Source organism: Secundilactobacillus collinoides DSM 20515 = JCM 1123 (genome assembly GCF_001435975.1).
Lineage (GTDB): Bacteria > Bacillota > Bacilli > Lactobacillales > Lactobacillaceae > Secundilactobacillus > Secundilactobacillus collinoides.
This window is the reverse complement of sequence record NZ_AYYR01000001.1, coordinates 66,918-91,765: the sequence shown is the minus strand read 5'-3', so window position 1 is coordinate 91,765 and position 24,848 is coordinate 66,918. Positions and strand designations below refer to the sequence as shown.

The window sequence follows — 24,848 nt, the reverse complement described above, 5'->3', positions numbered from 1 at the left end:
CTAGACCAATTATAAGAATAGGCCATTAGTGTTGCACTTAACTTGACAATTGAGGTAAAATTGATTTCTAAACTCAATTAATTATAGGTGATGACAACATGAAAATCATTAAAGAGACCCTGGCAGACGATGCCAAGGCCTATCTAAAAGGGTACATCAGAAGCGCCGATGATACCAGCGCTCACGAAAATTATCCAGCAGTGATCGTCGTTCCAGGCGGTTCGTACACCCATATTCCAGAGCAGCAAGCCGAGACCCTCGCGCTGGCATTTGCTAATCTGGGGTACCAATCATTTTATCTGCGCTACCACTTCATCGGTGAAAAAACGCCGCTGTTACCCGCACCAGTGGTCGACCTAGCCCGGGCAGTTGCCCTCATCCGCAATCACGCTGAGGAGTGGCACATCGACCCAACCACGATTGTGCTCGCCGGTTTTTCAGTCGGCGGTCATATCGTCAGTTTATACAGCGATTACTGGCAGACGGATCAGCTAAGAACTCAGGCGGGCAGTACCGGTACCGACTTGCAACCGCAAGCGGTCATTCTAGGCTACCCAGTCATCAGTCCCCTGCTTGGTTTTCCAACCGACGAGGCCACTTTAGCTATCTGGACGGCTGCACCCGAAACGGTTGCAGCTGACCAGCACGTTTCTGAGCAAAACCCGCCAACGTTTATCTGGGTAACCGCGGACGATCCGCTCGTGCCAGCAAAAAACAGCCTAGCCTACGCCGCTGCTTTGGCAGAACATCAGGTTCCATATGAGCTGCACGTGTTTCATCATGGTCCCCACGGAATGGCCTTAGCGAACCACTTAACGGCTTGGAAAAGGGACGCAGATCAGCCGCATGTTGCCCACTGGCTAACGCTTGCAAACGAGTGGCTGAACGATACTTTGAGCCAGTCTGATCAAGGGTCAGCGATCCGGAATGATCAGGGCAGCCGCCAGATAGACCGGCAGTCCGCCGATGCCGCCAGTAAACACGCTTAGCACCACATATCCGATACGGACCCACGACGGATTCCAATCAAAATAGTCGGCGATGCCGCCGAGGACCCCAGCAAAAATACGTTGGTCTGATTTTGTTAATTTCTTATTCAATGGACACACTTCCCTGCCATTAGTTTTGAATCACCTTAAATGTACTCGATACAAGCTTGGTCGTCCACTTTCTTGACCGCCAGACACCCAAAAAGCTGAGGTCCAATCCGGGCTTCAGCTTTTTTATACGGCAATGGTTAAAGCACAGAATGGTGTGTCAACCGCCAGTTCTTTAATTTTGGTGCCAACCATAAGTACAGCCATTCAGCAATTTGCAACCAGGCATAGCCTAATAGCATTGCGCCGATGGTGTCGGTTGGATAGTGCGCACCGAGATACACACGTGACAGGGCAACCAAGCCAAGCCAGATGATCATCAGCATACGGACGAGTACCCGGTGCCACATAGTTGCTAAAAGCGGTACCGCAATGATCCACAGAATGGCAACCAATAAAAAGGTGCCAAACACGTGACCACTCGGAAAACTATACCCGGTATCCGCAGCCAAGTGACCAATGGGCCGTTGACGCTGCACAATGTGTTTGACGATGAACGCCACAACGTCACCGCCAATTAGCGTCCCTAGCGCCCACAATGCAGGAATTTTATACTTGAATCCCCACAACAAAAAGCCGATCACTAACACCCAAATAATATCCATGGTCGGACTAGCCAGGGTGGAAATGAGTTTATATAAAACGTCCTTTGTCCCAGTGGTATGCTTTTGTACTGCTGATATTAGGATGTCATCCATAAATTGCAACGGGCCTGAATGGTCCATGACAACCTTCATCAAAAACACTAGAAAAGCCCCACTGATCAGCAAACGAAAAGGCCGATCCCGTTCTTGTTCGATGATCATAATGATGTTTCCTCCAATGATTATTCACCACAGCCAAACACTGCAAAATCGAGTATAGCATAAAATCGTTACCTAACCTTTACAAAATCGGCAATCTTTATAAAAGAAAGATTTGCTTAACATTTTTCGTTTATGGTATGTTAATTGCAGTGTCATTTTTCTAATTTGTTTTTAATACATATGATGAGGTGAGGTTATGGGACTGAATATCCTATTAATGATGGGTGTTGGACTGGCTGCCGGGATTGTTGGCGCCATTCTGGGTCTAGGCGGCGGCATTGTCGTCACTCCCGTTTTAACACTGGCAATGGGTCTTGATATCAAATACGCCATTGGTGCCAGTATCATCGCTGTGATTGCCACCAGCTCCGGATCGACGATTGCCTATCTGCACGACGATGTGCTGAATTTACGTGTTGCCATGTTTCTTGAAATTGCGACCACGATTGGTGGCATCTCAGGCGCATTGCTCACGGGAATTTTGAATCCTAAATACCTGTATTATCTATTTGGCGCACTGCTCCTATTTTCAGGCTGGAACATGTTTCGCAAATTGCGACGCGGCGATGAAGTCGAACAGAATGTCCAAGACGATACAATTGCGACAAAGTTGAAACTTAACGGGACCTACTTTGACAAGGCAACGTTTAAACAGATTGATTACCAAGTTGCCAACGTGCCGCAAGGGTTTGTCGTGATGCTGGGTGCCGGTTTAGCCAGCGGCTTGCTTGGTATCGGTTCAGGTGCCTTCAAAGTTACCGCGATGGACACCTTCATGAAGATGCCGCTCAAACCATCGTCCGCTACCAGCAACCTCATGATGGGCGTGACAGCAGCGGCCAGCGCAACGGTGTACTTCTTCAACGGGGCAATTTTACCAAATATCGCAGTGCCGCTTGCGCTGGGCATCCTTGTCGGCGCCGTCCTGGGCACACGCATCATGCAAGTATTGCCGTCACGGGTCATCCGTATGCTTTTCATTCCGGTCATTTTGTTAATCGGCCTGCAGATGATCTACAAAGGATTTGGGGGCTAACCATGACTAAACACCAAAACGAGACATCGACCACAACGGAAATGAATCATATTGAAGCTATTATCGGCCACATCCTCCAAATCGGGGTCAGTATCGCCGCTATTATCATGGCACTGGGACTGCTATTGCTGATTATTAAAGGGGGTCAAACGGGATATGCGAAAAACGTTCATCCAACGACAATTAGCGGCATTCTGCGTGGCATCGCCCAGTTAAAACCGTACGCAGTCATGATGCTGGGGTTATTTTGTCTGATCCTCACACCAATTTTACGGGTGGTCGTTTCAATCTATGCGTTTGCAAAGGAGCACGACCGGCTGTATGTTGTGATCACGACCCTAGTGCTGGTTATTTTGGGGATTAGTTTTGTGATAGGGCATACGGTGTAGAGAGTGAAGCAAGGCGTTTTGAGGGCGGAGCATAAGGCACTTCGACCCGAAAAGTCCGGGCCTGACTTTTTGGGTCGAAGTGCCTTATGCAGAAGCCCTCAGCCTTGCGGAACGCGTTTCGGCTACGTAAAAATTAACCACATCGCAACCAAGAAAAAGTCGAATAATCCACAAAAGTCCGGGCCTAACTTTCACTCAACACCGCAAAACAGCGATTTCTTACTTTACAGAGCACTCATTCAGTCAACATCGCCGCTAAAGCCTCAACTGAAAACAATAAAACTAAAGCAACTACCATAACGACCAGTCAGTAAAGCAGCACCAAGTTCGAATCCCAAAGCGGGAAAAACTTGGTGCTGCTTTTTGTCTGTAATTAAAAATCAACTTGCAATAGAAAATTTTTCCACATTATTGCCGGTCATTAAGTGCTTCGATATGCATTTGCATCGCTATCAGCTAAGTTGAGTGCCATACACTACAACTTGGGATTCCGATGCCTTTCATGTCGCCACTTACTCGAGAATCTGACCATAATTCTGGCTTGCAGGCGGTTGACCAATTCAGCCAGCAGGAAACCAAACGCTATGGCACCTGCTATTTCTGCAACTTCCAAGAGGTACTGCAGCGCAACACCAGAATTACCCAAGGCAAAGTTTTTTACCATCTGATAGGCCTGTCCTCCCGGCACGAAAGGCACTAGACTCGGAATATTAAAGTTAATAACCGGCATTTTCAGCCACCGAGCCGCCTGCATACTTAAAATCCCGATCAGTAACGCCCCGAGGAAATTGCCCCCGACAATACCGCCGCCAGCCATCAAATATAGTTTATAAGCCAGAAAACTTAGTAACCCGATCCAGCCACTGGTATTCAACGCGCGACGCGGAATGTTGAGAATAATACCAAAGGCCACTGTCGAAATATAGGTGAGGACGAGGTCAATTATTAGTGTTAACATCTCATCCACCTCACATTAATTGCAGGATCACGGCGATCCCGCTTCCGATAGCAACCGCACTCATCACAGCTTCCATCCCCCGGGCGATACCGCTCACGAGGTCACCGGATAAAATATCACGAACGGCGTTGGTCAACGGCACTCCCGGTACAAGCGGCATGACACTCCCGACAATGATGTCGTCAGTGCTGTTGCCCCAGCCCCACTTGACCGTTTCAATAGCTAACACGCCGATGACGATGGCAGCGAGGAACTCACTCAAAAAGCGCACTCTGGCAAGTCGGTTCACGCCAAAGAATACGGCGTAGCCCAACATTCCAATTAAAAACGTCACGAGTGCATCATGGTAGTTCCCGCGAAATACGATTTCCAGTGTAGCACTCACAAAACCCGCGGCAACCAATTGGAGCCACACCGGGAACGCGTTCGGGTGCGCCTCAAGGTCGTCTAGATCGTCGTTAAATTCGGTCAGTGTAATATCCTGCGCCGCAAATTTTCTTGACAGGTCGTTGACTCGGGTGACCATCTCCAAGTCGATCGTGCGGTTTTTAATGGGTTCTACCTGCGCATTTCCCTCGCTGGAAAGTGCCATCATGATTCCAGTAATGGTCACGTAGACCTTACTATCCGGATAACCAGCATTTTGCGCAATTCGTGTGAGCGTGTCGTCCACGCGAGCCACTTCCGACCCATTTTGAATCATAATGCGGCCAGCCTGCAAAGCCGTTTTCAGTACTAATTGACCGCGGTCACTTGCCATAGCAGTACGCCTCCCTTAACTTCTCATTATTGCTTTAAATTATATCAGTTCTTACCCCTAGTTACGTCAAAAATCCGTTTTCAGGTTTAAAAACGCCCACAAAAAAACCGGTCAGCCTCGTTTAGGAGTCCGCACCGGTATGTTGCTATCTTACAAAGATGTAGTGGGCCGCTTTATACCCAATTGTTAGATTCTGTTTGTCAGTCAAATTTTCAACCAGCACAGGCCCCTCAAACGGGTCGTGCTTCCTTACGGTCAACTTATCGCCGATATCCAACTTAATGTCGCCCAGGTAGGTCAACAGGTCGTGGTTATCAATGAACCGCTCCACCACAACTGTTTTACCATCCTCGACATCGTTTAAAACGAGGTGACTGTCTTCATCATAGTTCCCGTCACGGTCGGGAATGATACCGCCATGTGGGCAGCGCTTTGGCCGTCCCAGCGCATCATCCAGCGCGTTGGCGAGTTTGGGGCTGGTGACGTGTTCAAGCTTTTCTGCCTCTTCATCAATTTCTGGCAGCGTGTAACCCAGCCGATTTACTAAGAAGGTCTCCCACAATCGGTGGTTACGGACCAGCATCACTGCCAATCGCCGACCCTCTTCAGTCAAGGAAATCCCAGCGTAAGGTTCGTGGATCACATAGCCTTCTTCGGCCATTTTGCTCACCATTTCAGTTACCGAACCCGCAGCAATGTTTAAACTAATGGCAATTTGCTTATTTGACACCTTAGCGCCTGCACCACCAAGTTCAAAGATAATTTTGAGATAGTCCTCTTTCATTGGTGTCATAATCTTTACTCCTTATTTACCACAAAAGCGACTTACGGTTTCTCCGCAGTATCTTCGTTTAGTGAAATCAGTTCCGCGTCCTTGCCCCGAACATCTTCCGCCTGAATTGTGACGTGAGAGATGTGGTATTTGGTGGTTAGGACACGCTCAATTCGGCGATAAATCATTTCAGCTTCGCTTAATTTCATATCCCTCATATTGACGTGTGCGGAAAAAACAATCCGATTTTCGTCGATCATCCACGCATGAATGTGGTGCACACTGGTAATCCCATCGATTTTCATGAGGTCCTCTTTAATGGCCTCATAGTCAAGCTTCGGCGCACCCTGCATCAAAATTGAAACGGCATGACGCACAATGGGCCAAGATTCTACCGAGATATATAGCGCAACCAAGATGGTAATAATCGGGTCAATCATAGTAACATTGTACCACGCAATCATCAATCCGCCGAATATAACCCCAAAAGATGACAACGTGTCACTTAACAGATGTAAATAGGTCGCCTTCATGTTCATATTATGTTTCGACCCGCCATGCATTAAGACGGCAGAAATAAGGTTAGCTACAAGGCCGACAACGGCCACAATCATCATTAAGTCGCCATTGATGTGTTCCGGTTGAAACAAACGTCTGACCGCTTCGGCAACCAGAAAGATTGCCACAACGACCAGCAGCAAAGCGTTCAACAATGCAGCCAAGATTTGGGCGCGGCCATACCCATATGTATTATGTTCGTCTTCGCAGCGTTGACTGATCCGGTGCGCAAAGTATCCGATGGCGATAGAAAACGTGTCGCCCAAATTATGGAAGGCATCAGACAGTAAGGAAAGGCTGCCGGATAAAACGCCGCCCACGATTTCAACAACTGTAATTGCTGCGTTTAACAGGGTAACCGTTAAAAATTTTTGCCCTGACATTGTCTTCTTTTCCCCCATAAGTCATCGCCTCCGTTACCCCCTATTATCGCATGCTTACGCCTGTTTTTAAATAATCTTTTAAGAATTCAAGATCCAATTGTTAGGTATCCCAAATTCAACCGGCATACTACTCAATTAGTGTTGTTTTATATCAACTAGAAAGACCGGTTTCACAAATCAGACACTCGTGGTCATTATCGGCTAAGGCTGCAATTGTTAACAACGATTAAGTGTTTATTTCATCAAACAGTTTAGTCGTTAAATTATTCTGAATAACAACTTATTCTTGTAAGATTATTATCTTGCTGGTGAGCTAACGAGACCCTTGATATCAGCCTATACCGAACTTTTTAAAAATGATAATTTGGTTTTGCCAACCGCTTTCAAATGTGATATACCAACGTTTTTAAAATTAGAATTTTCTTAATTAAATTATTAGAAAAAATAAGTCAATTTTTGGTGGACAACGAGTGAAAATGGCGTTAAGATACTAAAATCTTGTGAAAGTTACAAAGGAGGGATTGCGAAATGTACTTACGTCGCGCAGAAATGAAAGACTTACCCCAAATTGAATCCATCATCCAGGATGGCAAACGCCATCTGGCGGCTCAACACATCGATCAATGGCAGGGGCTTTACCCCGATACCAAGGTCCTCGTTGACGATATTCAAAATGGTCACACCATGATTTTGGTGGAAGACTATGAAGTGTTAGGAGCTGCGGCCGTGATCCCCGGTCCTGATGACAGTTACCAAAAAATTGACGGGCAGTGGCTGACAGACAATGACAGCTACGTCGCAATTCACCGGGTTGCCGTTTCAGCAAACCACCGTGGCCACGGTCTTGCCGGCAAACTCTTCAACGCCATTTTTGAAGAAGTCGACACCTTTGATTCTATCAAGGGCATCCGTATTGATACCCACCCCGATAACTTGGGCATGCAACATATTATTGAAAAATCCGGTTTCATTAAAACCGGCACGATCGAAGTCAACGCCGATGACCTCACGGACGTTCATGACTTTGCTTACGAACGGCTCACTAAGACTGCCGTTCTAGCAGGCCACAACGCTTAAATTTAACCTTAAACAATAAGACCAGAGCAAAAGCAATTTTGCCCCTGAAATTTAAGAGACCCCCGCAAATCCCTAATTGGGTTTTGTGGGGGCCTTTTATATGTCCTGTATGTTCGAAAACTGCCGTTTGTTGCAAATTTAGATTACATCAAGAAAACGGGCTACGATGATCAAGTCAGAACTGTTAAAGGCTAAATCGGTCTTTTGACACAGTCCCTTTTGAAGTTATCAAGCAAAGGCTTGTCCTAGGCTTTCGCCGCATTCTGCAAACTGTCCATACACAATAAATATTGAAAAATCGTTAGTCCTAGTTTGAAAATTATCTACCGCACTGCCATTCCTACACTTATCCGCAACCCAATGTGTGCTAGTGTCAACTGGTGATAAACCAACTTCATGCTATCCCACTAGGTTACCGTCTACCTAGATAATGTATAACAATCCGTACCAGTACTGCTAACGCCCTTCCTACACGGCCTTTAGACTATCATCCAGTTCTTCACGAGCCGTCGTTAGAGAATGGCGCAGTGTGCTGTTTGCAAACGAGCCATAAAAAGAGCGATGAGCACAAGCCCATCGCCGATAACGGAACCCGATCAGCAATTAGGAAATCAATCACTCGATGTTCCAAATTACTCGTCATTTTGTACGATTACTGGTTTAACTATTGTTAAACACTCAAAGCGCATTGAAGCGCCATCCATAGGCGTGATGTTACTCAGTCAATGTTTAGCGACTATACGACGGTTACTAATCAAAAACGATCAACGTAACAATTTTTAAGTCACTGGTCGGTTTAATATCCCGTTATCACCATTAGAATACCATTTTAGATACAAAGAAAACAATTATTTTGGCGTGGATTTCGTGAATTTCATCAATGCGCCGTACAGCACCATACTGATGACGATAACCACGAAGGTCGCACCAATCGTATTTGCGACGACGGGCACGTGCTTTAAGCCCATATAACAGCCAACGGACAGCACCCACGTTATGATGGCGATCCAGTTCACACCACCGCGGTACCAGTATCTGCCGTTGATTTTTGCAAACTGGTCGACTTGGTAGTCCTGATGGTGCAGCCAGAAGTAATCCACTAAAAAGATGCCGATCTCTGGTCCCAAGACCATCCCGATTCCGTCCAAAAACACGGTAAAGATGTCGAGGAAGGACGCCACAAACAACGGCAAGAACGTGACCGCAGTTGCAATCAGGGTGACGACCCACAGACTGACTTTCAAGCTCAATCTTCGCGTCATGTTCGTCAACGCAGAGCCCGCGGACATCAAGTTCACTGCGTTCGCCGTGGTACTGGTCAAAATAATCACGACCATGGCCAGAAACCCGAGCCCTAGCTTACTGGCAATCGTGCTGGGATCTGAATTGTTCGGATCAAAATGCCCCAGTGTGATGGCCGTCCCAATGGTGGCAATGACACCGATAAAGGCAAACCAGTACAGCCCAAGGTTGGCGCCAAGAAACGACGCTTGCGTGGCGTTTCGTCTCACACCGGTAAAACGTGAAAAGTCACTTGCTGCGGTGACCCAAGCTAAGTTAAAGGCCGCCAAGACATCAATGGCTGCTCCCGGTGTCATCCGTAAAGATTTTGGTGCCTGCCAATTAAGAATCTGATGAAACGACACTGTTTTAAACACAACAATGGTCTCCCAGATAACAAAAACAAACACGAGGATGATGCCGACCCGTTCAATCAACTGAACAGAACGCTGCCCAACAGAAACGCTTAGCAGATGAAAAACACTCATGACAGCAATCCCAACAATGACGCCTAACTCCCCACCCGGTTTACCGTAGACTGGCCAACCAAAGAGATCATGAAACAAAAAGCTCATTGAAGTGGCTGCAATAAAGGTGTTCACCGATGCCCAGCCAATGAATTGAACAAGGTTGATGGCGGAGGGCAGCAAACTGCCCCGTAACCCGAAGGATGCCCGGGTCAGCGTCATTGATGTCAGCCCCGTCTTGTAACCCATAAAACCGGCAGCTGCCAAAAGCAAGTAAGAAATGATACCAGAAATGACGAGCGTGGTTGACGCGGTCACTAAACCGCAGGCGGCAATGACGCCGCCGACATACCAGGTCCCGTTATTGGCGTTAGCCCCAACCCAGGTGGCAAACATATCCCAGTAGGACATGTGCCGACTTTCCATGGGAATTGAAGAGACCTTCCCCATGCCATTTTTGCTGGCCATAAGTGAGGCCCTCCTATTCGTTTAACGCGTGACGCGGCAGAATTAAATTCATCGCAATACCAAGAACGGTGACCACTGACAAACCTGAGAAGGTCAACCCAAAAATCTTCAGGCTGGCGTTCCCGATCCCGATGACTAAGATGGTCGCCGCAATCATTAAATTACGTTTTTCATTAAAATCAACGTGGTTATCAACTAAGACCCGCATCCCGCTTGAGGCAATGACCCCGAACAACAGGAAGCTGACCCCACCGATAACCGGTGAGGGAATACTTTCAATCAGCGCACTCAGTTTCCCAATGAAAGAGAAGACGACGGCGAAGAAGGCGGCGCCGCCCAGCATGTAAACGGAATGCACCCGGGTGATGGCCAGAACACCAATGTTTTCACCATAACTGGTAATTGGCGGACCACCAACCAGACTGGCAATGATTGAAGCAGTCCCGTCACCAGCAAGCGTGTGGTTCAGGCCCGGATCCTTAAAGAAGTTCCGGTGGGTCAACTTATTGAGTACCATGATGTGGCCCATGTGTTCAGTCATTGTGACAAAGGCAATCGGCGCCATGCTCAAAATCGCATCCAAGTGCCAGGTCAGCTGGTACGTAACACCAGGAATCTGAAAGGCCGGCATTTGAAACCAGGCTGCCCGTAAAACGGGGCCAAAATCAACGACCCCCGCGAAGACGGCAATAATGTAACCGCAGACGATTCCCAGCAGAATGGGGATCAGGCCCAAGAAGCCCTTTAAAAACATGTTGAAAAAGATGGTGATCAGTAAAGTGGCAATCGCAATTCCAAACGAAGTCAAACTGTATTTGCCATTCACTAGTGTGGCGTCAGAAGCAGCCGTACTGGCTAGTGACAGTCCAATGACCATGATGATTGGGCCAACAACGATCGGTGGCAACGCCTTGTCGATCCAGTCAGACCCAATGAGGCCAACAATAATGCTGACAATGAGGTAAACCACCCCAACTGCCAGCGTCCCTTGCGCAATCGAAGGATAGCCGGCAGCCTTCATCAGGCTTTGCATGACCACGATAAACGAAAAACTCGACCCCATGTAAGCCGGAATCTTCCCCTTAGTGATCAAAATGTACATCAGGGTGCCGACACCGGAACTAAAAAGCGCGATTCCTGGGTTTAACCCAACTAAAATTGGCACCAGGACAGTGGAGCCAAACATTGAAAATAAGTGCTGAATTGATAACCCGATCCACTGTCCAAACGATGGCCGTTCCCAGATGTCCAACACTGCATCTGGATTACGGTACCGTTTTTCCTGGTCCTTTGGCATAACACAAACGTCCTTTCCCTCATCCCTTACTTGGTCGAGGATACCAATACACGAAACGACACCCCCATACCCGCAGGTATAGAGGTGTCGTTTCCATGTGTTTCTTTTTGTACGAACGGCCCCTTCTCAGCCTCACGGGACCAAGTTAAAAGGTTTAATTTATTCAAATTATAACGGGCTGTGTGCCCATTGTCAATCACGTGTCGATGGCAAGACATGGTTGATACCCAGTCTTATCAGCAATAGGCCAATGAGTAAGACAACACCGATCACTAAGAACGTGGCGTTTTGCGTGGTGTCCGTTAAAAAGCCAAAAACAAACGACCCCAGCGGTTGAAAACCATCCAGCGCGATAAACCAAATGCCGAAGATCCGTCCCAAATACTCATTTTCTGTGGCATCCTGTGTCATGGTAAACGCCCGGATATTGAAGGACGCCATTGCGAACCCGTACACGAACGCGAACAGCAATAACACCCAGTACTGGCGAACCAGTCCGGCAACCACAAGCCCGACAGCTGCTAGTACGAGGTCCCGGTAGTTGTCGTTACGTCTTGTCGGGCGCTTTACCAGTGTCAAGCGCAATCCGCCCAGTATGCCACCCAGCGCCAAACCGGTCAGTAAGAAACTGTATTTTTGCGGATCCGCTTGGTAAAAGTGGTTGACCACAAAGGGCAGCACCAGGCGAACTGCCGCGAACAACACGTTAGCAAAACCGCTCAAAAAAACATTTTCCACTAGTGTTTGGTGTGCCCCAACGTATTTAAAGCCAGACATCAGACTAGCCTTGAAGCCGAGGTGCGTTTGACGCTTTGCTGGTGCATGGTACCGCAAGCCGACTAACAACAAAAATGACAGGGTGAAGGACATGCCGTTTATCAACAAAAACGTTCGAAAGTCGATCCACTTCAGGGTCAGCAACAGACCACCCAACAACGGGGTCACGATATCCGCCAAATTCAGCGAGGTATTCGAAAACGCGTTAAATCGTTGCAACGCACTGGAAGCTAATATTTCCGGCACGATGGCCTTCGCCGCCGGAAAACTGAACGCCACGCCGACATCCAGCATAACGGTCAGCCCAATCAATTGCCAGGCAGCCGGGTTCTCCGGGTCAATGATCATCGCAAAACTAAAGCAAGCCAGCAGACAAATAAATTCTGAGACCACTAAAATGCGTTTACGATTATAGTTATCGATCAGGACACCGCAAAACAAGTCGCCGCATAACAGTGTGAGCCCGCCGACCGCCTGAACGATACCAAGCAACGCCGTGCTGCCGCTTGCTTTGACGACAAACCAATTCAGTCCAAACAAGTAGAGTGAATCCCCCACCCGAGAAATGAAGGGTGATAAAAAAAGCGGCCAATTAAAAGTTTTTGAACGCATCGGCCCCTCCTTAATCCGGCAATTGCCGCCATTCCGCCTTACCGTTCATGGTCAGCGCTAACAAATAATTAAACGCTTTGACCGCATTTTTGCGGCGATGGTGGTACAGCTTATTTAACCCGGCGCCCGTTTTCATCGGGGCCGACATCCCCAAATGTCCATCCTGCCACTCGCCAGAAGCCATCATCACAGCCATTTCGCCGTTGTCATCCGCCGTGAACAAGAAAAACAGACTCATGGTATCGTAATCGTTCAAATACGCTGGCATCGTCCAAAAACCCGGCCGAATCTGTTTGAGTTCCGAACCGAGGAAGTGGTAATCAACGTGATTTTGCAGGGTGACTGGCGTTGTTAAGTAAAGCATCATGTTTGCTAAACGCGGGTCGCCTAATTGTAAATAGGGTCGTTTGTGGTCCAAGTGACTCACCTCCGAATTGAATCTTTATTTTAGTTTACCAGCAAATCCCAGTCTGGTCACGACTTGTTGGGCCTTTTACCGAATGCTTGCGCACTACTGGACAAACTTCTAGTTGACGAAATGCCGTTTTCCGGTTACAGTAGCAAGGAACTAAATAACCAAAATAAATTCAGACTGGGAGCTGACTTTTGATGACAGATTTATCAACAACGATTGCTGGTAGAACCTTTAGTAACTGCATGATGAACGCCGCGGGTGTGCGTTGTGCCGACGACAATGATTTGAACCAAATTATTGCGTCACCTGCTGGTGCTTACGTGACGAAAAGCGCAACGCCAAACGTGCGCGAAGGAAACCCTGAACCACGGATGAAGAGTCTGCCCGGCGGCTGTATTAACTCTATGGGCTTACCAAACCACGGCCTAGATTACTACTTGAACTTCGTCTTACAGGATCAAGCAAAGCGACCTGATAAGACCAACCTCCTGTCCGTTGCGGGCACGACACTTGAAGATAACTTAACTATGTTGCACAAGGTTGAAGATTCAGAATTCAACGGGTTCGTTGAACTGAACCTTTCCTGTCCGAATGTGCCCGGCAAACCACAAGTTGGATATGACTTTGACCGGGTTCACGAGATTTTAGTTCAAGTCTTTGATTTTTACGACAAGCCACTTGGGGTTAAATTACCACCTTACTTTGACCTCGTGCACTTTGACCAAATCGCCAAAATTTTAAATGAATTCCCCCTGACCTTCGTTAACTCGATCAACAGTGTCGGTAACGGGCTGGTCATTGATCCAAATGCCGAACGCGTTGCCATTAAGCCAAAGGGCGGCTTTGGCGGCATCGGTGGGACGTTCATCAAGCCAACTGCTCTAGCTAACGTCCGGGGGTTGAGCTTACGGCTGAAACCAGAGATTGCCATCATCGGTACTGGTGGTGTCATGAACGGGACTGACGTCTTTGAACATATTCTCTGTGGCGCTTCCATGGTTCAAGTTGGGACTCAGTTTGGTTTTGAAGGCACGCGCATCTTCAAGCGGCTGTCGAAAGAACTGAGCGCCATCATGGACGCCAAGGGCTACCAAAGTATTGCTGACTTTAAGGGCAAGCTTAAAACATTTGATGATTAAATAATTGGATTTGACCACGTCCAGCTAACAAACCGTTAGCTGGGCTTTTTAGTCTTCGGTTAATGCCTTACTCATCATAAAGTCCGTCTGCGGATCATCACCCATGTAAAAGGTATGCGCGCCGACTTTCTCAAATCCAAGCCGGTGATAGAAAGCCTTGGCATTTTCATTGTGCTCCCAAACACCCAACCATACTTTGGATTTATGCGCTTGGATAGCTTGTTTTTCAGCAAAAGTAATCATCGTTTTCCCCAAACCAAGGTGTTGGAAGCTCGGCTTCAAATAAATACGCTCAACCTCCAAATAATCTGGTCCCATCGGCTCGGATTGACCGTCATTCACGTTTAGTTTAAGGTACCCGGCCAACTGCCCATCCTGAATCAAAAAATAAAAGGTCGAATCAGGATCGGTTAATTCCACAGTGAGTTGTTTTGTGTTATACGCCTCGTCCAGATAAGCTTGCAAAATTTCCGGTGTGTTCGCTGCTCCAAACGTGTTGGTGTAGGTCTCAATACTCAAGGCTTGCAGCTGAGACAGCTCATTGATAGTAATTGGTGTTAAAGTTGTTGTCATTATTTGTGCCCCTTTTTTCTGTTAGTAGTCACGCTGGTGCCCCTTTTTGACGCTGTGCCAGTCATCGTTCACATTTGTTGCCATTCTCTGCAACATAACCGCCAACCGGTGGCGTTCCGTGGTCGAAAATCCCTGTAACGCCCGCTGGTTAGAAAAGTCATCTTCCCGTTTGAGCAATGGATAGAGTTGCCGCCCCTTTTCAGTTGGATATAAACGGCGAATCTTCTTGTTTTCTTGATCAGGACGTTTTTCAACTAGGCCATTACGTTGCAGTTTTTGCACCGCCCGAATCACTGTGGACCGATCAACCTTGATCAGCTCGCCCAACCGCTCTTGAATGATTCCGGGTTGTTCACAGACTCGAACCAAGTATAGAAACTGCCCCTTTGTCAGGTCATAGGGTTTAAACTCAATATTGGCAATCGAATCTAACGCGCGGGAAATCATGCCAATCTCACGTAAAATATCCGTCATCTCACATCACTCCTCTTTTGATGCAAATACAGCATAATTGAGAATAACACGTTTATTTGGCAATTGCAACAATATTTCAAGCCACGATTGATTTAATGCGCCACGGTAGCGCAAGCAACTTAAAAACGCCCGGGCACAATTGCGGCTGGGCGTTGTTTTAGCAATATTAATTATGCAAACAAAGGCGTTTTGATGCCTCTTTGCATGTGGTAGTACTGATGATCACCGATTACTCGGCGACCAACAACTTCGAAACCCGCGCGCTCGTATAGCTTCATCGCACCTGGGTTATCGAAGTCGACAATAAGTCCCATGACAGACTCACCATCACGGTTAGCGTAAGCAGGCAGCGCCTTCAATAGCTGGCTGCCGACCCCGTGGCCCTGAAACAGTGGTGAAACAGCAATAGAATCCAGATACCATTCATCGCCATCCGTTTCAGATTCAGCCTCAAAGGGATGCTTAAACGCCGCTGATTTATTTGAGAGGCGTTTCAACACCTCGTCGACGCGCGCTTCATTTTCTCCGGGATACCCGAACGCGACGCCCACAACTTGACCATTGGCCTCGGCCACCACGGTGGTTGCGTCACTGGACAAATAACTTCTTGTCCGGTACGCCATCGTGATGACCTTCTCTAAGTCAGGTTCGGGAACGTCGTCCAACTCTTCTAACTGCATCTCATCAAAAATCAAATTAATTAAGGGCGCTATCTGACCTGCATCAGCGGGCTGCGCCTCACGTATGATTATCACAATAATCCTCCATTCATGGTTATGTAAGAGGATACCGGAAATCTGACAGCTTGTCAAAAACGATGGTCAATCAGTTAAATTAAGACGGAAAAGCGCCCTGTTCATATTCGGTTCGGAAAATGCGCCGAAAAATGTCTATCGTTCACAGTTTTGTCACAGATGTATGCGCCCGCCAGTAACGCACTCGAAAACAACACATCGTCAATTCAATGAGTTCACCACAAACGTTTCGCACCGTGCCTCCGCACAAAATGCAATGGCAAACCACCCGGACTTAAAAGTCCACCGTCCTACTGGCTATTTTTCACTGCCACGTTCAGCCATTTTTTCCTGCCTGTCACGCAACTCATTTAGTTCGCCACGAATTTCTCCTAGGATTTCGATCTGCATCCGTTCAATTTCAAGCGTGTGCGGAATTTGATTTTGTGTTAGATGATCCAGCTTGGCGTGCAGGATCCGCAGCTCATGCTCCGATTTCTGATTAACGTGGTAGTCGTTTTCAGCGTCCATCCGGTCCCGGTCGGCCGAGCGGTTCTGGCTCATCATGATGATGGGGGCTTGCAACGCCGAAATACAGCTCAAACATAGATTTAACAGAATGTACGGGTACGGGTCAAAGTGAATCCCCAAAACTTGAAGCCCGTTAACGAGCATCCATGTCAGCAGGACCATCGCAAAAATGAAAATAAAGCCCCAGCTCCCGCCGAAATGAGCGACGGCGTCCGATACTTTCTGACCCGTTGTCAGACTGTTTGACAGTGATTCATTCACATCAGTAATTTCATAATCATCACTTTGCAGTGCTCGGGTCAATTTTCGGTTGATTTTTTGGCTCTGTTTCAAGTCAGCATTGATCATTGCATCAACGTTGGCCAAACGGTACTTTAACAAGTGCCGATTACAAATAAAGTCGGTCACCTTCGCTTTTGGATAATCATTTTTGACCCGGTTGCGCATGGTGGTCGACAATTCAGATAAATACATCCCCTCATCAAGGAAAAATGTATCGCCATCGACCAGACAATTGGCCGTCATTCGCTCATCACTCATTGGATTCCCCTCTTTCTAATGAATACCTACGCTTTATAGTCTAGTCCTAGTTTAAACCACTCTTGTCGCAAAAGAAAATAGGCTGTGGCAAAAGTCGCCTTTACTCTAAACAATCCTGAAATGGTTCAATTTGCGCGTATTGATTATCAAGTCTAGACGGGCAACAATCAACTTCTCCCGGCTATATAAAAGGCCCCCACTAAAAACCAATTTGTGGTTTTTTGTGGGGGTCTTTTATACTCCGGGAGCAAAATCGCCTATTGTCCCGTTTTCATTGTGGCACAATGTGTATCGGCCAGCCGACCACATTCATTTTGAGTACGCGCGTTCTATAGTCAAGAAACAAACAGAATTACCAAGCAACAAACTATTCAGTCACCAGTTTATGATCAATGTATGACCGTTTAGCGAGTCGCAAAGACTTACGAATCTCTGCCATGTGCGCCTTAAACTGGTCATCTTTTAAGTCACAGTCAAACCACGACAATTCTGAAAGATTTTCCTCCATTTGGTTCAAAATCTTTTCAATTGCCTGCTGTGACTCGTCATTACCTGTCATCTATCATTCACTCCTTATCTTTTATAACCCGTACTATACCGGATTTAAATTAAATTACAACCCTTTTGCACTTTCTTTTTAGAAGTGAGAGAAAAGTCTCATTTTCAGTGGTTGTTACTCATTGAACTAACAAAAAACATGTCAGTTGGCTCTGCCAATCAATTAATTGGTAGGGTCCACTAACATGTTTATATGAGGCTATTTTATTAACCGTTGCATATCTTCTGGAAGCGGCAACGCGAACTGCTGGTGTACATGGGTCATCGGATCATCGTATCCTAACTGAAACGCATGGAGTGCTTGGCGCGTCATCTCCTGCTGATCACCACCATAGAGCGCATCCCCCAGTAATGGGTGACCAATGGATTGAAAATGAGCACGAATCTGATGCGTGCGGCCGGTGTGCAATAGCACCTCAACCAGGGTGTAACCACTGAACCGCTGTCGAACCCAGTATTCAGTCTTGGCCGGCTTGCCGTCTTCAGCAACGATTTGGTTAAACCCCTCGTCCGCGCGTCTGAGCGGTGCGTCAATGATGCCGTGGTCATCTGGCAGCTGTCCGCCAACCAATGCCAAGTATCGTTTCACCAGTGTGTGGTCCGCTAACGCCTGGTTCATCCACGAATTGGCTAACCGGTGCTTCGCTAACAGGACAAGGCCGCTGGTGTCCCAATCCAGCCTCGTGATAACATGGGGCACTAAATTGGTTTCTTGGCTGTCAACCAGATGGCCCTTTACCCGGTTCACCAGTGTATCAGTGCGATTGCTGGGGCCCGGTACCACGGTTAGACCAGCGGGTTTGGCCACCACCAAGAAATTCTCATCCTCAAAAATGACAGTGAGCGGTTCATGGCTAACGGGAACGTTCGGGTCCGCCGGTTCAGCTGGCATAATCAGGGTTAATTCAGCGTTAACCGCCAATTTAGTTGCCGGTGCAACAACCTTCCCGTTTACTAGAATTTTGCCATTGCTATGGTTGATCTGGGTAAACATCCGGTGACTCACACCCTGCCGTGCCAAAAATCGTTTGGCGGATAACCCCGCCGTCTTCACTTGCCATTTAAACTCCATACTGCCACTCCATTTCACTATTGTTGGTCGATCAAAGTGCTCAGGGCTGGGTACTTGTCCGCCGGGAAGTTGTACTGATCCCGGAAGGCCTTGATGTCAGTTTCTGTATCCACCTTTGGATCTACTGCCATCCGGCCAGTTTCCAACGGTGGCTGATCCGACACGATTGCATCGATCACGATAGGTGTCTTGTTGCCCGCCGCAATCAGGTCATTGACCTTTTGAATGGCCGCCTTCAGCGACTCGTCATCCGTGACGCGTAACCCAATGGCACCCATATTGTCGGCAACACCAGCCCAGTTTGCATTCTTAAATTTTAACGCATAATCGGTCTGACCGCTATTGGCTTTTTCCTGACGAATAAATCCAAAACCGCCGTTTTCAATCACTACGTTAATGATTGGAAGCTGATATTGCACCTGCGTCAAAATATCCTGCACGATCATTGAAAACCCACCGTCACCAGACACTGTGATGACGCGGCGGTTTGGTTGGGCAATCTTAGCAGCAATCCCCGCTGAAACGGCGTAACCCATCGCACCAAACCAAGCGGACATCGTCATTTTTTGATTTTGGTCAAATGGCAGCATCCGTGTCGACCACACGGTATTGTTCCCAATATCCAAGCCATAGATCGTGTCGGCGTCAGCTAACGTACCGACTGCCTTCAACACGCCCTCAGCAGTGAGCAGGCCATCGGGTCGTTCTGCTGCCCGTGCATCTAAATAATGAAGCCAGTTAGCCCGTGATTTTTGGCTTGCTTTCAAAAAAGCCGTTTCCTGTAACCGGTCTGGTTGTGCTTCAATCAATTGCTGCAGATAAGTACCAGCATCGGCCAAGATCAATTGCGTTGCTGGTGCTTCACGACCGAGACCAGCAGCGCGCTCATTGACCTGAATGAAAGTCACATCCTTACTCAGAAATCTAACAAAGGGGTTTGAACTACCGACCATCAGTACAAGGTCAGCAGCGTGCAAAACTTCATAGGCCGGCTGCGTTCCCATTCGCCCTTGTGACCCCATAAAGTTTTCAAAATTGCTTGGTACCATGCCGGAAGCAGGTGCCGAAGAGATAACTGGCAGACCAAATCGCTTTGAAACGCCAACGACCGCGGCCTTCGCGTCCTTAATGCCAGTTCCTACGACCATTACTGGGCGTTGGGCGCCCTTGATGAGATTGATTGTTTCATAGACCTGCTCACTGGTACCGCTAGCCTTCGGTTTAGCGGCGTGCTGTACCGGCATTGCCGTATAGTCGATCATCTTGCTGGCAAGGTTATCTGGGATAATCACAACGGATGGCGATTGCGTCTCATAAGCCGCGGTGATGGCTCGGCGAATTGTGCTGGGAATCTGTTGCGGGTTGCTTACCTGTTCGTGAAAAGTGTCTAAACTCGCAAATAACTCGTTTTCATCCATGTCCTGAATGAAGCGCGTGTTAATCATACTGGTGGCAACGGTGCTCATAATCAGCAGCATTGGCGTGCGATCCATCTTAGCATCAACCATGCCGTATAGCAGGTGGACTGCGCCTGGACCGACTGAAGCTAAGGCCACGCCGATTTTTCCGGTGAGCTTAGTCTCCGCAGCCGCAGCTAAGGCGCCCACCTCTTCGTGACGTACTTGAATGTAGTTAACCGAAGCTTGTTCGGGAGCGAACCCATCAATAATCGAATCTGCTGGAATACCATAAACATGGTCAATGCCCCAATTTTCAAGTTCTTTCACTAACGCCTGTGACGCTTTCATTTCCGTCATAAAATCCCTCCGTTCAAAGATGTATTCGCTTTCATTTTAGCAAAACAAACACAACAAAAAAAGGGCTGTCTGGCCCTTTCACTGTTATTTATAGAATATGGTTGCCAATCATGCCGTTCATAATCAAAAATCAAACGCATTACGAAACATCATACTGTGTCTCCTTAAGACCAGCCTCCATAAAATCAGAGGGCGTTTTCATAGTCTCCGGATCCCACGTTGCGACCCCAACGACTAGTGCGAGAGCAACGTTTGTCAAATCGGGATTATCGCGAAAGGCTTTGTCAAACCCCTCTTTGATTCGACTAGTGGCAACTCGTGCACCATCCGTATTTGCATAGATAAGGATCGCCCAAGTCGGATCATCCCGGTCCAAAAGATAGGTAATATCATTATCACGCGTTATTTTTTTAATGGTGGATGAAGCCAGCTGTAAAAGTTCCGTCAGCTGCTCGGCTGTCATCATGCGACGCAGGTCATTGTAGTAACGAATCTTTATTATCAACGTGGATACAGGCAGCTGAAACCGACGATTTGTTTCGATGAAAACCTGGGCATCTTCCTGGTAAGCAACACGCGTTCGTAAATTTGTTTGCGCATCAAATGCACCTCGTTCAATCAACGCAGTTTGCAGATCACGACTTTGTTGCTGAAGATAAGTCTGGTTAATGGTCAGAAAATACAAAATGACACTGAGCATCAACGGTTGAACCATCCAAAACATCAGCGGCCAGGGAATGTCCTGCGTTTTCGCCAAGTATTGGTAGAGCACAATGATAATTTGAATGGCAATGAACAAGAAATTGGCAACTAGCCCGGTCAACAGTCCCCAAAAATAGGTCATCAGTAATAACACAATTGTACAAAAGAGATAAATCGTATTGAGAATCAAATGGCCGGACAACGCCATGAGAATCGCAGTGCCAGCAAAGGCTGCCAAAAATAGCAACCAGCAAACATCAATATAGAGATTGGCATTTTGATGCTTATTTGTCATTCGAACGACCTCCTCTTTTTAGCAGCCCCTGTTTTTTCATGACCAGAATAATAGCTGCTCCAATCGCTATGATGACAATCAACGCGGCGCCTAAATAAATGAGCAACTGGGTATTCTGGTTCAAATTCCGTTTCACAGTCAGTGCACGGTCGATCGCCTTATTCTTTTTGAACCGATAACCCGTATGCTGATTATCCGTGTCCACAACGATGGCATCACCGGTGTATTGCTGAATTGTTGAAGCAGTGTTTAACTGCGTTGAAGCAAGATAGGTTGCTTGTGAAGTGGCCCCAGTCACCACAAGAAGACCACGTTTAGCATTATAGGGTGACCGCAGTAACTGATCTGTACCGATGGTGTGCCCATAACTGCTGGTCAGACTTAATTTTTCATTTGATTTAAACGTCTCCCACGACCGAGCATATTTAAAGTATAATTTTGAATTCAGCTGCTTGATCAATGGATTTTGTTTTGGCGTTCCAATTGCAATCACGTTACTGTTCTTTAACACGGTCTTACTGGGATGCTGGTAAAACTGAATGCTGCCCGTATTTAACTTCGCGTAACTGCCAATGAGGTTAAACAAATTGCTGAGTGTTTTAAAGTCCTGGTCATTGAGTGTTTTAGGAACGACAACAGCTAAGTGATTATAGGTTTCATTTTTGATAAACAGGGTCGGATAATTAGTCAGCAGCAGATCATTGCTTTGCTGCGATTTAACGGTCATCTTTGAGGTTGGTTCAATGGTGACCCACGGAGAATCGCTGTCAGCTGTTTGATTTGCGCCATTAAGTGCCAAATCAAAGGCCACCTTAACGTCCAAACTATTACTCAGCGCAGTCCCCCGCGGTAGTTTAAAGGTCAACCGGTCACCATTGATACGACCACGAACCAATCGATGACTCCCCGTCAACGTGTCATTAACAGAAACCGTCACTAAGGACCGCTTGAAATCCAAGTTATCGCTGTATTTTAGTTTAAGTGAAACCGTTGACCCATCAGCATTTGTTCGGTCATTCGGCAAACTCACATAGTAGTCGCCTTCATGGTGGCCCGTGCCAGTGAACTGCACCGCTTGATCAGTTAGTTGATACGTCTCGCGATTCAAATCTGCACTGGCGGAGTCGATTGCCGTTTGATCTGAAAGCGAAATGCTTTCCTGCTGACTTTCTGTCATCAATTCCTGATTAGCAACGAAACGGCCTGCTCGTTTCAACAATCGATCATTGTTCGCGGTCACAATCAGATAGTGTCGTCCCTTATCAGTCACCGCCTTAATGACAGCGTGTTTGGTAACTTGATCTTCGGTGATCACTTTTTTGAAGATGGCAGGTAACTCCTGGTAGGTCGCAACCATTATGACATAGTCTCCATCATCAGCCTGAACTTTGGACCAGCGTTCAATCTGCACCTGGTTAGCTTGAGCAGAAATAGTGCGGGATGTGCCGGACAATGCCAACATGCTTGCAGTTAAATCTGCGTTAGTAGGGGTGTCCGCCGTTGCTAAAACAGCGCGTTGCTGATTAACAGTATCGTCCCCAATGAAGTGCGTATAAAACGCTGAAATCGTGGTATCAGCCTGATTCAATTTGTAAGAAAAACTAACATTTGAAGCGTCTGTTATTGTCAACCAGTTTGCGGGTGTTTGCGTTGCCTGAACAACTTGGTTCTTCTTTTGCGTCTCAATCTGCCCGGTAACGGTGAGTTGATTATCCGCTGCCAGCAGCTTCGTTGGAATAGAAATTTCCTTGGTTTGCGTGCCATCTCCAGTCTGCGGCCTAAATGAGGTACATTTCACCCCGTTCACAGTGACAGTAATGTCAGATGTCTGCTTGTTCGTCAATTGGGATGCCTGATAACTTAAGTTAAAGGTGGCCTTTTTGACATTCCAATAGGACTCCTTTGAAAAATACATTGAGGCTGTTACTGATGTGCCTGACAATGTCGTTGTGCTGTTTTGAAACTGATCCGTGTAGGTTTGAGTTGCTGCAGCGTGAATCACACGCGGTGTTAAGAACGTCCCAAACCCAACCAGCACAACACTGAGGAAAATTAACCAGTTATTGATACCGCTTCGTTTTGTACCATTTTGCTTGTTGATGAAAAACTTGTTCACGAATATACCCCACCATTCCGTACGCGGCAACTGCGAGCCACATTTGACTATAGAATAAATACATCAAAACAATCAAAAACAAATTGCTTATTGTCAGTTCCCCACGTTCAGTGGTAATTGTGAGAAACGTGCTGGCAATGAACATGACCACTGCAAACAGCCATAACCCATTACTGAAGCCCTGAAGATTCGAGTGAACAATACCAGCCACCGACAGGACGAACACGGTATCTGAAAGAACCAGCGACAACATTAACATAAAATAAACAGCTAAATAATACAGTAGATCAAACCGAATTGGTCGGCCCTCCTTTTTGAACAAGAGCTTACCGTTCTTCAAAATGACGTAAATGTTGCCTTTGACCCAGCGCGTCCGCTGATGAAACCACACATCGATCGTCTGCGGTTCCTGTTCCCAGGTCACTGCCAGTGGTTGAAAGCCAATTCGGTAACCCAACCGATAAATTCGAAAACTGATTTCGGTATCTTCAGCTAGTGCCTTGACGTCCCATTGCCCGACCTTTTCCAAAATATCCCGGCGAATGACATAGTTAGTGCCCGGAATTGTACAGAGGTGAAACAACTGTTGCCGCCCGGCCTGTGCCATCCACTGAAACGATAAGGTTTCAATGTTAATAAAGCGCGTCAGCAAGGTCGCATTTTTATTGCGCGTTCGAAATTTGCCAATCACGGCGGCTTGACGATCATTTGCCAATAATTCAGCTACTAAAATGCGTAGTGCCTGTGCCTCCGGGGTATTATCAGCATCATAAACCGAAATGATTGATCCGCGTGCCTGTTTCAATCCAATGTTGAGTGCGTTCGATTTGCCTTTGCCACCGGTCACACTATCCGTATTAATAATCTTCAACCGTGCGGTACCAAAATCCTCCTGCAGAGCGGCTAATTTTTGAGCAGAATGATCAGTTGAATTATCATTTATGATGATAACTTCATATCGATCATGCGGATAATCAAAACTGAGCAGCGATAAAACTGTTTTAACGATGACAATCTCTTCATTGTGCGCCGGCACAAGAATCGAAACGAATGGCGGGTCATCAGGAAGTTTTGGTTCGTCGCGCTTCACATGGCGCAGATACCAGGTATAGCCCGCCAACGTCAATAGCAGGTTGATCACAAGAATACTCCAAATGGAGATGACCGCGACCATTAATAAAATATCGAGTATTGACATGTTCTG

The 24,848-nt window shown here is 47.1% G+C and carries 25 protein-coding genes; 5 read left to right on the top strand and 20 right to left on the bottom strand.

What is annotated here, in order from left to right:
- Positions 1-98: 98 nt before the first annotated feature.
- A complete protein-coding gene (locus FC82_RS00405) occupies positions 99-989 on the top strand; it encodes a lp_1002 family arylesterase (RefSeq protein WP_082620105.1) in 891 nt (296 codons plus the stop codon).
- On the opposite strand, the gene FC82_RS16380 is transcribed toward FC82_RS00405, so the two are convergent.
- Complete coding sequence (locus FC82_RS16380) at positions 915-1,109, bottom strand: PspC domain-containing protein (RefSeq protein WP_235809135.1); 195 nt, start codon at positions 1,107-1,109, stop codon at positions 915-917. The genes FC82_RS00405 and FC82_RS16380 overlap by 75 nt on opposite strands.
- 128 nt (positions 1,110-1,237) lie before the next feature.
- Positions 1,238-1,903 (bottom strand): phosphatase PAP2 family protein, encoded by a 666-nt coding sequence (locus tag FC82_RS00400; protein ID WP_054760357.1) that lies wholly within the window; start codon positions 1,901-1,903, stop codon positions 1,238-1,240.
- A gap of 196 nt (positions 1,904-2,099) precedes the next feature.
- Between FC82_RS00400 and FC82_RS00395 the strand changes: the two genes are divergently transcribed.
- A complete protein-coding gene (locus FC82_RS00395) occupies positions 2,100-2,939 on the top strand; it encodes a sulfite exporter TauE/SafE family protein (protein ID WP_054760355.1) in 840 nt (279 codons plus the stop codon).
- 2 nt (positions 2,940-2,941) lie between these two features.
- On the top strand, positions 2,942-3,328 hold the full coding sequence (locus tag FC82_RS00390) for a DUF1634 domain-containing protein (protein WP_054760353.1): 387 nt from the start codon (positions 2,942-2,944) through the stop codon (positions 3,326-3,328).
- Positions 3,329-3,803: 475 nt separating this feature from the next.
- Here FC82_RS00390 and FC82_RS00385 read toward each other — a convergent pair whose 3' ends face one another.
- The 4 genes from FC82_RS00385 to FC82_RS00370 all read right to left on the bottom strand — a co-directional run bounded on the left by FC82_RS00385 (position 3,804) and on the right by FC82_RS00370 (position 6,777).
- Positions 3,804-4,286: a threonine/serine exporter family protein gene (locus tag FC82_RS00385; protein WP_056995909.1), complete on the bottom strand. Its 483-nt coding sequence runs from the start codon at positions 4,284-4,286 to the stop codon at positions 3,804-3,806.
- 10 nt (positions 4,287-4,296) lie between these two features.
- A complete protein-coding gene (locus tag FC82_RS00380; protein WP_054760351.1) occupies positions 4,297-5,046 on the bottom strand; it encodes a threonine/serine exporter family protein in 750 nt (249 codons plus the stop codon).
- Between the two features lie 145 nt (positions 5,047-5,191).
- On the bottom strand, positions 5,192-5,839 hold the full coding sequence (locus FC82_RS00375) for a metal-dependent transcriptional regulator (RefSeq protein WP_056995908.1): 648 nt from the start codon (positions 5,837-5,839) through the stop codon (positions 5,192-5,194).
- Between the two features lie 32 nt (positions 5,840-5,871).
- On the bottom strand, positions 5,872-6,777 hold the full coding sequence (locus FC82_RS00370) for a cation diffusion facilitator family transporter (protein ID WP_054760349.1): 906 nt from the start codon (positions 6,775-6,777) through the stop codon (positions 5,872-5,874).
- Between the two features lie 510 nt (positions 6,778-7,287).
- On the opposite strand from FC82_RS00370, the gene FC82_RS00365 reads away from it, so the two are divergent.
- Entirely contained in the window at positions 7,288-7,836 is a 549-nt protein-coding gene (locus FC82_RS00365; RefSeq protein WP_056995907.1) for a GNAT family N-acetyltransferase, read from the top strand.
- A gap of 848 nt (positions 7,837-8,684) precedes the next feature.
- Here the strand turns inward: FC82_RS00365 and FC82_RS00360 are convergent.
- The 4 genes from FC82_RS00360 to FC82_RS00345 all read right to left on the bottom strand — a co-directional run bounded on the left by FC82_RS00360 (position 8,685) and on the right by FC82_RS00345 (position 13,156).
- A complete protein-coding gene (locus FC82_RS00360; protein ID WP_056995906.1) occupies positions 8,685-10,052 on the bottom strand; it encodes a cytosine permease in 1,368 nt (455 codons plus the stop codon).
- 13 nt (positions 10,053-10,065) lie between these two features.
- Entirely contained in the window at positions 10,066-11,349 is a 1,284-nt protein-coding gene (locus FC82_RS00355) for a uracil-xanthine permease family protein (protein WP_054760347.1), read from the bottom strand.
- A gap of 192 nt (positions 11,350-11,541) precedes the next feature.
- Positions 11,542-12,738, bottom strand: coding sequence for an MFS transporter (locus tag FC82_RS00350; protein ID WP_056995905.1), 1,197 nt, complete (start codon positions 12,736-12,738; stop codon positions 11,542-11,544).
- Between the two features lie 10 nt (positions 12,739-12,748).
- Positions 12,749-13,156, bottom strand: a complete 408-nt coding sequence (locus FC82_RS00345; RefSeq protein WP_054760345.1) for a hypothetical protein — start codon at positions 13,154-13,156, stop codon at positions 12,749-12,751.
- Between the two features lie 191 nt (positions 13,157-13,347).
- Between FC82_RS00345 and FC82_RS00340 the strand changes: the two genes are divergently transcribed.
- A complete protein-coding gene (locus FC82_RS00340; RefSeq protein WP_056995904.1) occupies positions 13,348-14,292 on the top strand; it encodes a dihydroorotate oxidase in 945 nt (314 codons plus the stop codon).
- A 48-nt stretch (positions 14,293-14,340) separates the two neighbouring features.
- On the opposite strand, the gene FC82_RS00335 is transcribed toward FC82_RS00340, so the two are convergent.
- The 10 genes from FC82_RS00335 to FC82_RS00290 all read right to left on the bottom strand — a co-directional run bounded on the left by FC82_RS00335 (position 14,341) and on the right by FC82_RS00290 (position 24,842).
- Complete coding sequence (locus tag FC82_RS00335; RefSeq protein ID WP_054760343.1) at positions 14,341-14,865, bottom strand: GNAT family N-acetyltransferase; 525 nt, start codon at positions 14,863-14,865, stop codon at positions 14,341-14,343.
- Between the two features lie 21 nt (positions 14,866-14,886).
- Positions 14,887-15,339, bottom strand: coding sequence for a MarR family winged helix-turn-helix transcriptional regulator (locus tag FC82_RS00330; RefSeq protein WP_056995903.1), 453 nt, complete (start codon positions 15,337-15,339; stop codon positions 14,887-14,889).
- A gap of 170 nt (positions 15,340-15,509) precedes the next feature.
- The gene (locus FC82_RS00325) at positions 15,510-16,094 is read right to left on the bottom strand and encodes a GNAT family N-acetyltransferase (protein ID WP_054760341.1); all 585 of its coding nucleotides are present in this window, start codon (positions 16,092-16,094) and stop codon (positions 15,510-15,512) included.
- Positions 16,095-16,391: 297 nt separating this feature from the next.
- Positions 16,392-17,144, bottom strand: a complete 753-nt coding sequence (locus FC82_RS00320) for a DUF1003 domain-containing protein (protein WP_065101473.1) — start codon at positions 17,142-17,144, stop codon at positions 16,392-16,394.
- Between the two features lie 367 nt (positions 17,145-17,511).
- A complete protein-coding gene (locus FC82_RS00315; RefSeq protein WP_054760339.1) occupies positions 17,512-17,703 on the bottom strand; it encodes a hypothetical protein in 192 nt (63 codons plus the stop codon).
- A 198-nt stretch (positions 17,704-17,901) separates the two neighbouring features.
- The gene (locus tag FC82_RS00310) at positions 17,902-18,774 is read right to left on the bottom strand and encodes an RluA family pseudouridine synthase (RefSeq protein ID WP_054760337.1); all 873 of its coding nucleotides are present in this window, start codon (positions 18,772-18,774) and stop codon (positions 17,902-17,904) included.
- A 17-nt stretch (positions 18,775-18,791) separates the two neighbouring features.
- The gene (locus FC82_RS00305) at positions 18,792-20,531 is read right to left on the bottom strand and encodes a thiamine pyrophosphate-dependent enzyme (RefSeq protein ID WP_056995902.1); all 1,740 of its coding nucleotides are present in this window, start codon (positions 20,529-20,531) and stop codon (positions 18,792-18,794) included.
- A 139-nt stretch (positions 20,532-20,670) separates the two neighbouring features.
- Positions 20,671-21,528 carry a diguanylate cyclase domain-containing protein gene (locus FC82_RS00300; RefSeq protein WP_054760331.1) on the bottom strand — a complete coding sequence of 286 codons (858 nt, stop codon included), beginning with the start codon at positions 21,526-21,528 and terminating at the stop codon, positions 20,671-20,673.
- Positions 21,518-23,644, bottom strand: a complete 2,127-nt coding sequence (locus FC82_RS00295; protein WP_235809134.1) for a cellulose biosynthesis cyclic di-GMP-binding regulatory protein BcsB — start codon at positions 23,642-23,644, stop codon at positions 21,518-21,520. The genes FC82_RS00300 and FC82_RS00295 overlap by 11 nt, the downstream gene beginning before the upstream one ends.
- On the bottom strand, positions 23,589-24,842 hold the full coding sequence (locus tag FC82_RS00290; RefSeq protein WP_191982789.1) for a glycosyltransferase family 2 protein: 1,254 nt from the start codon (positions 24,840-24,842) through the stop codon (positions 23,589-23,591). Before FC82_RS00290 ends, FC82_RS00295 begins: the two co-directional genes overlap by 56 nt.
- Between the last annotated feature and the right edge of the window lie 6 nt (positions 24,843-24,848).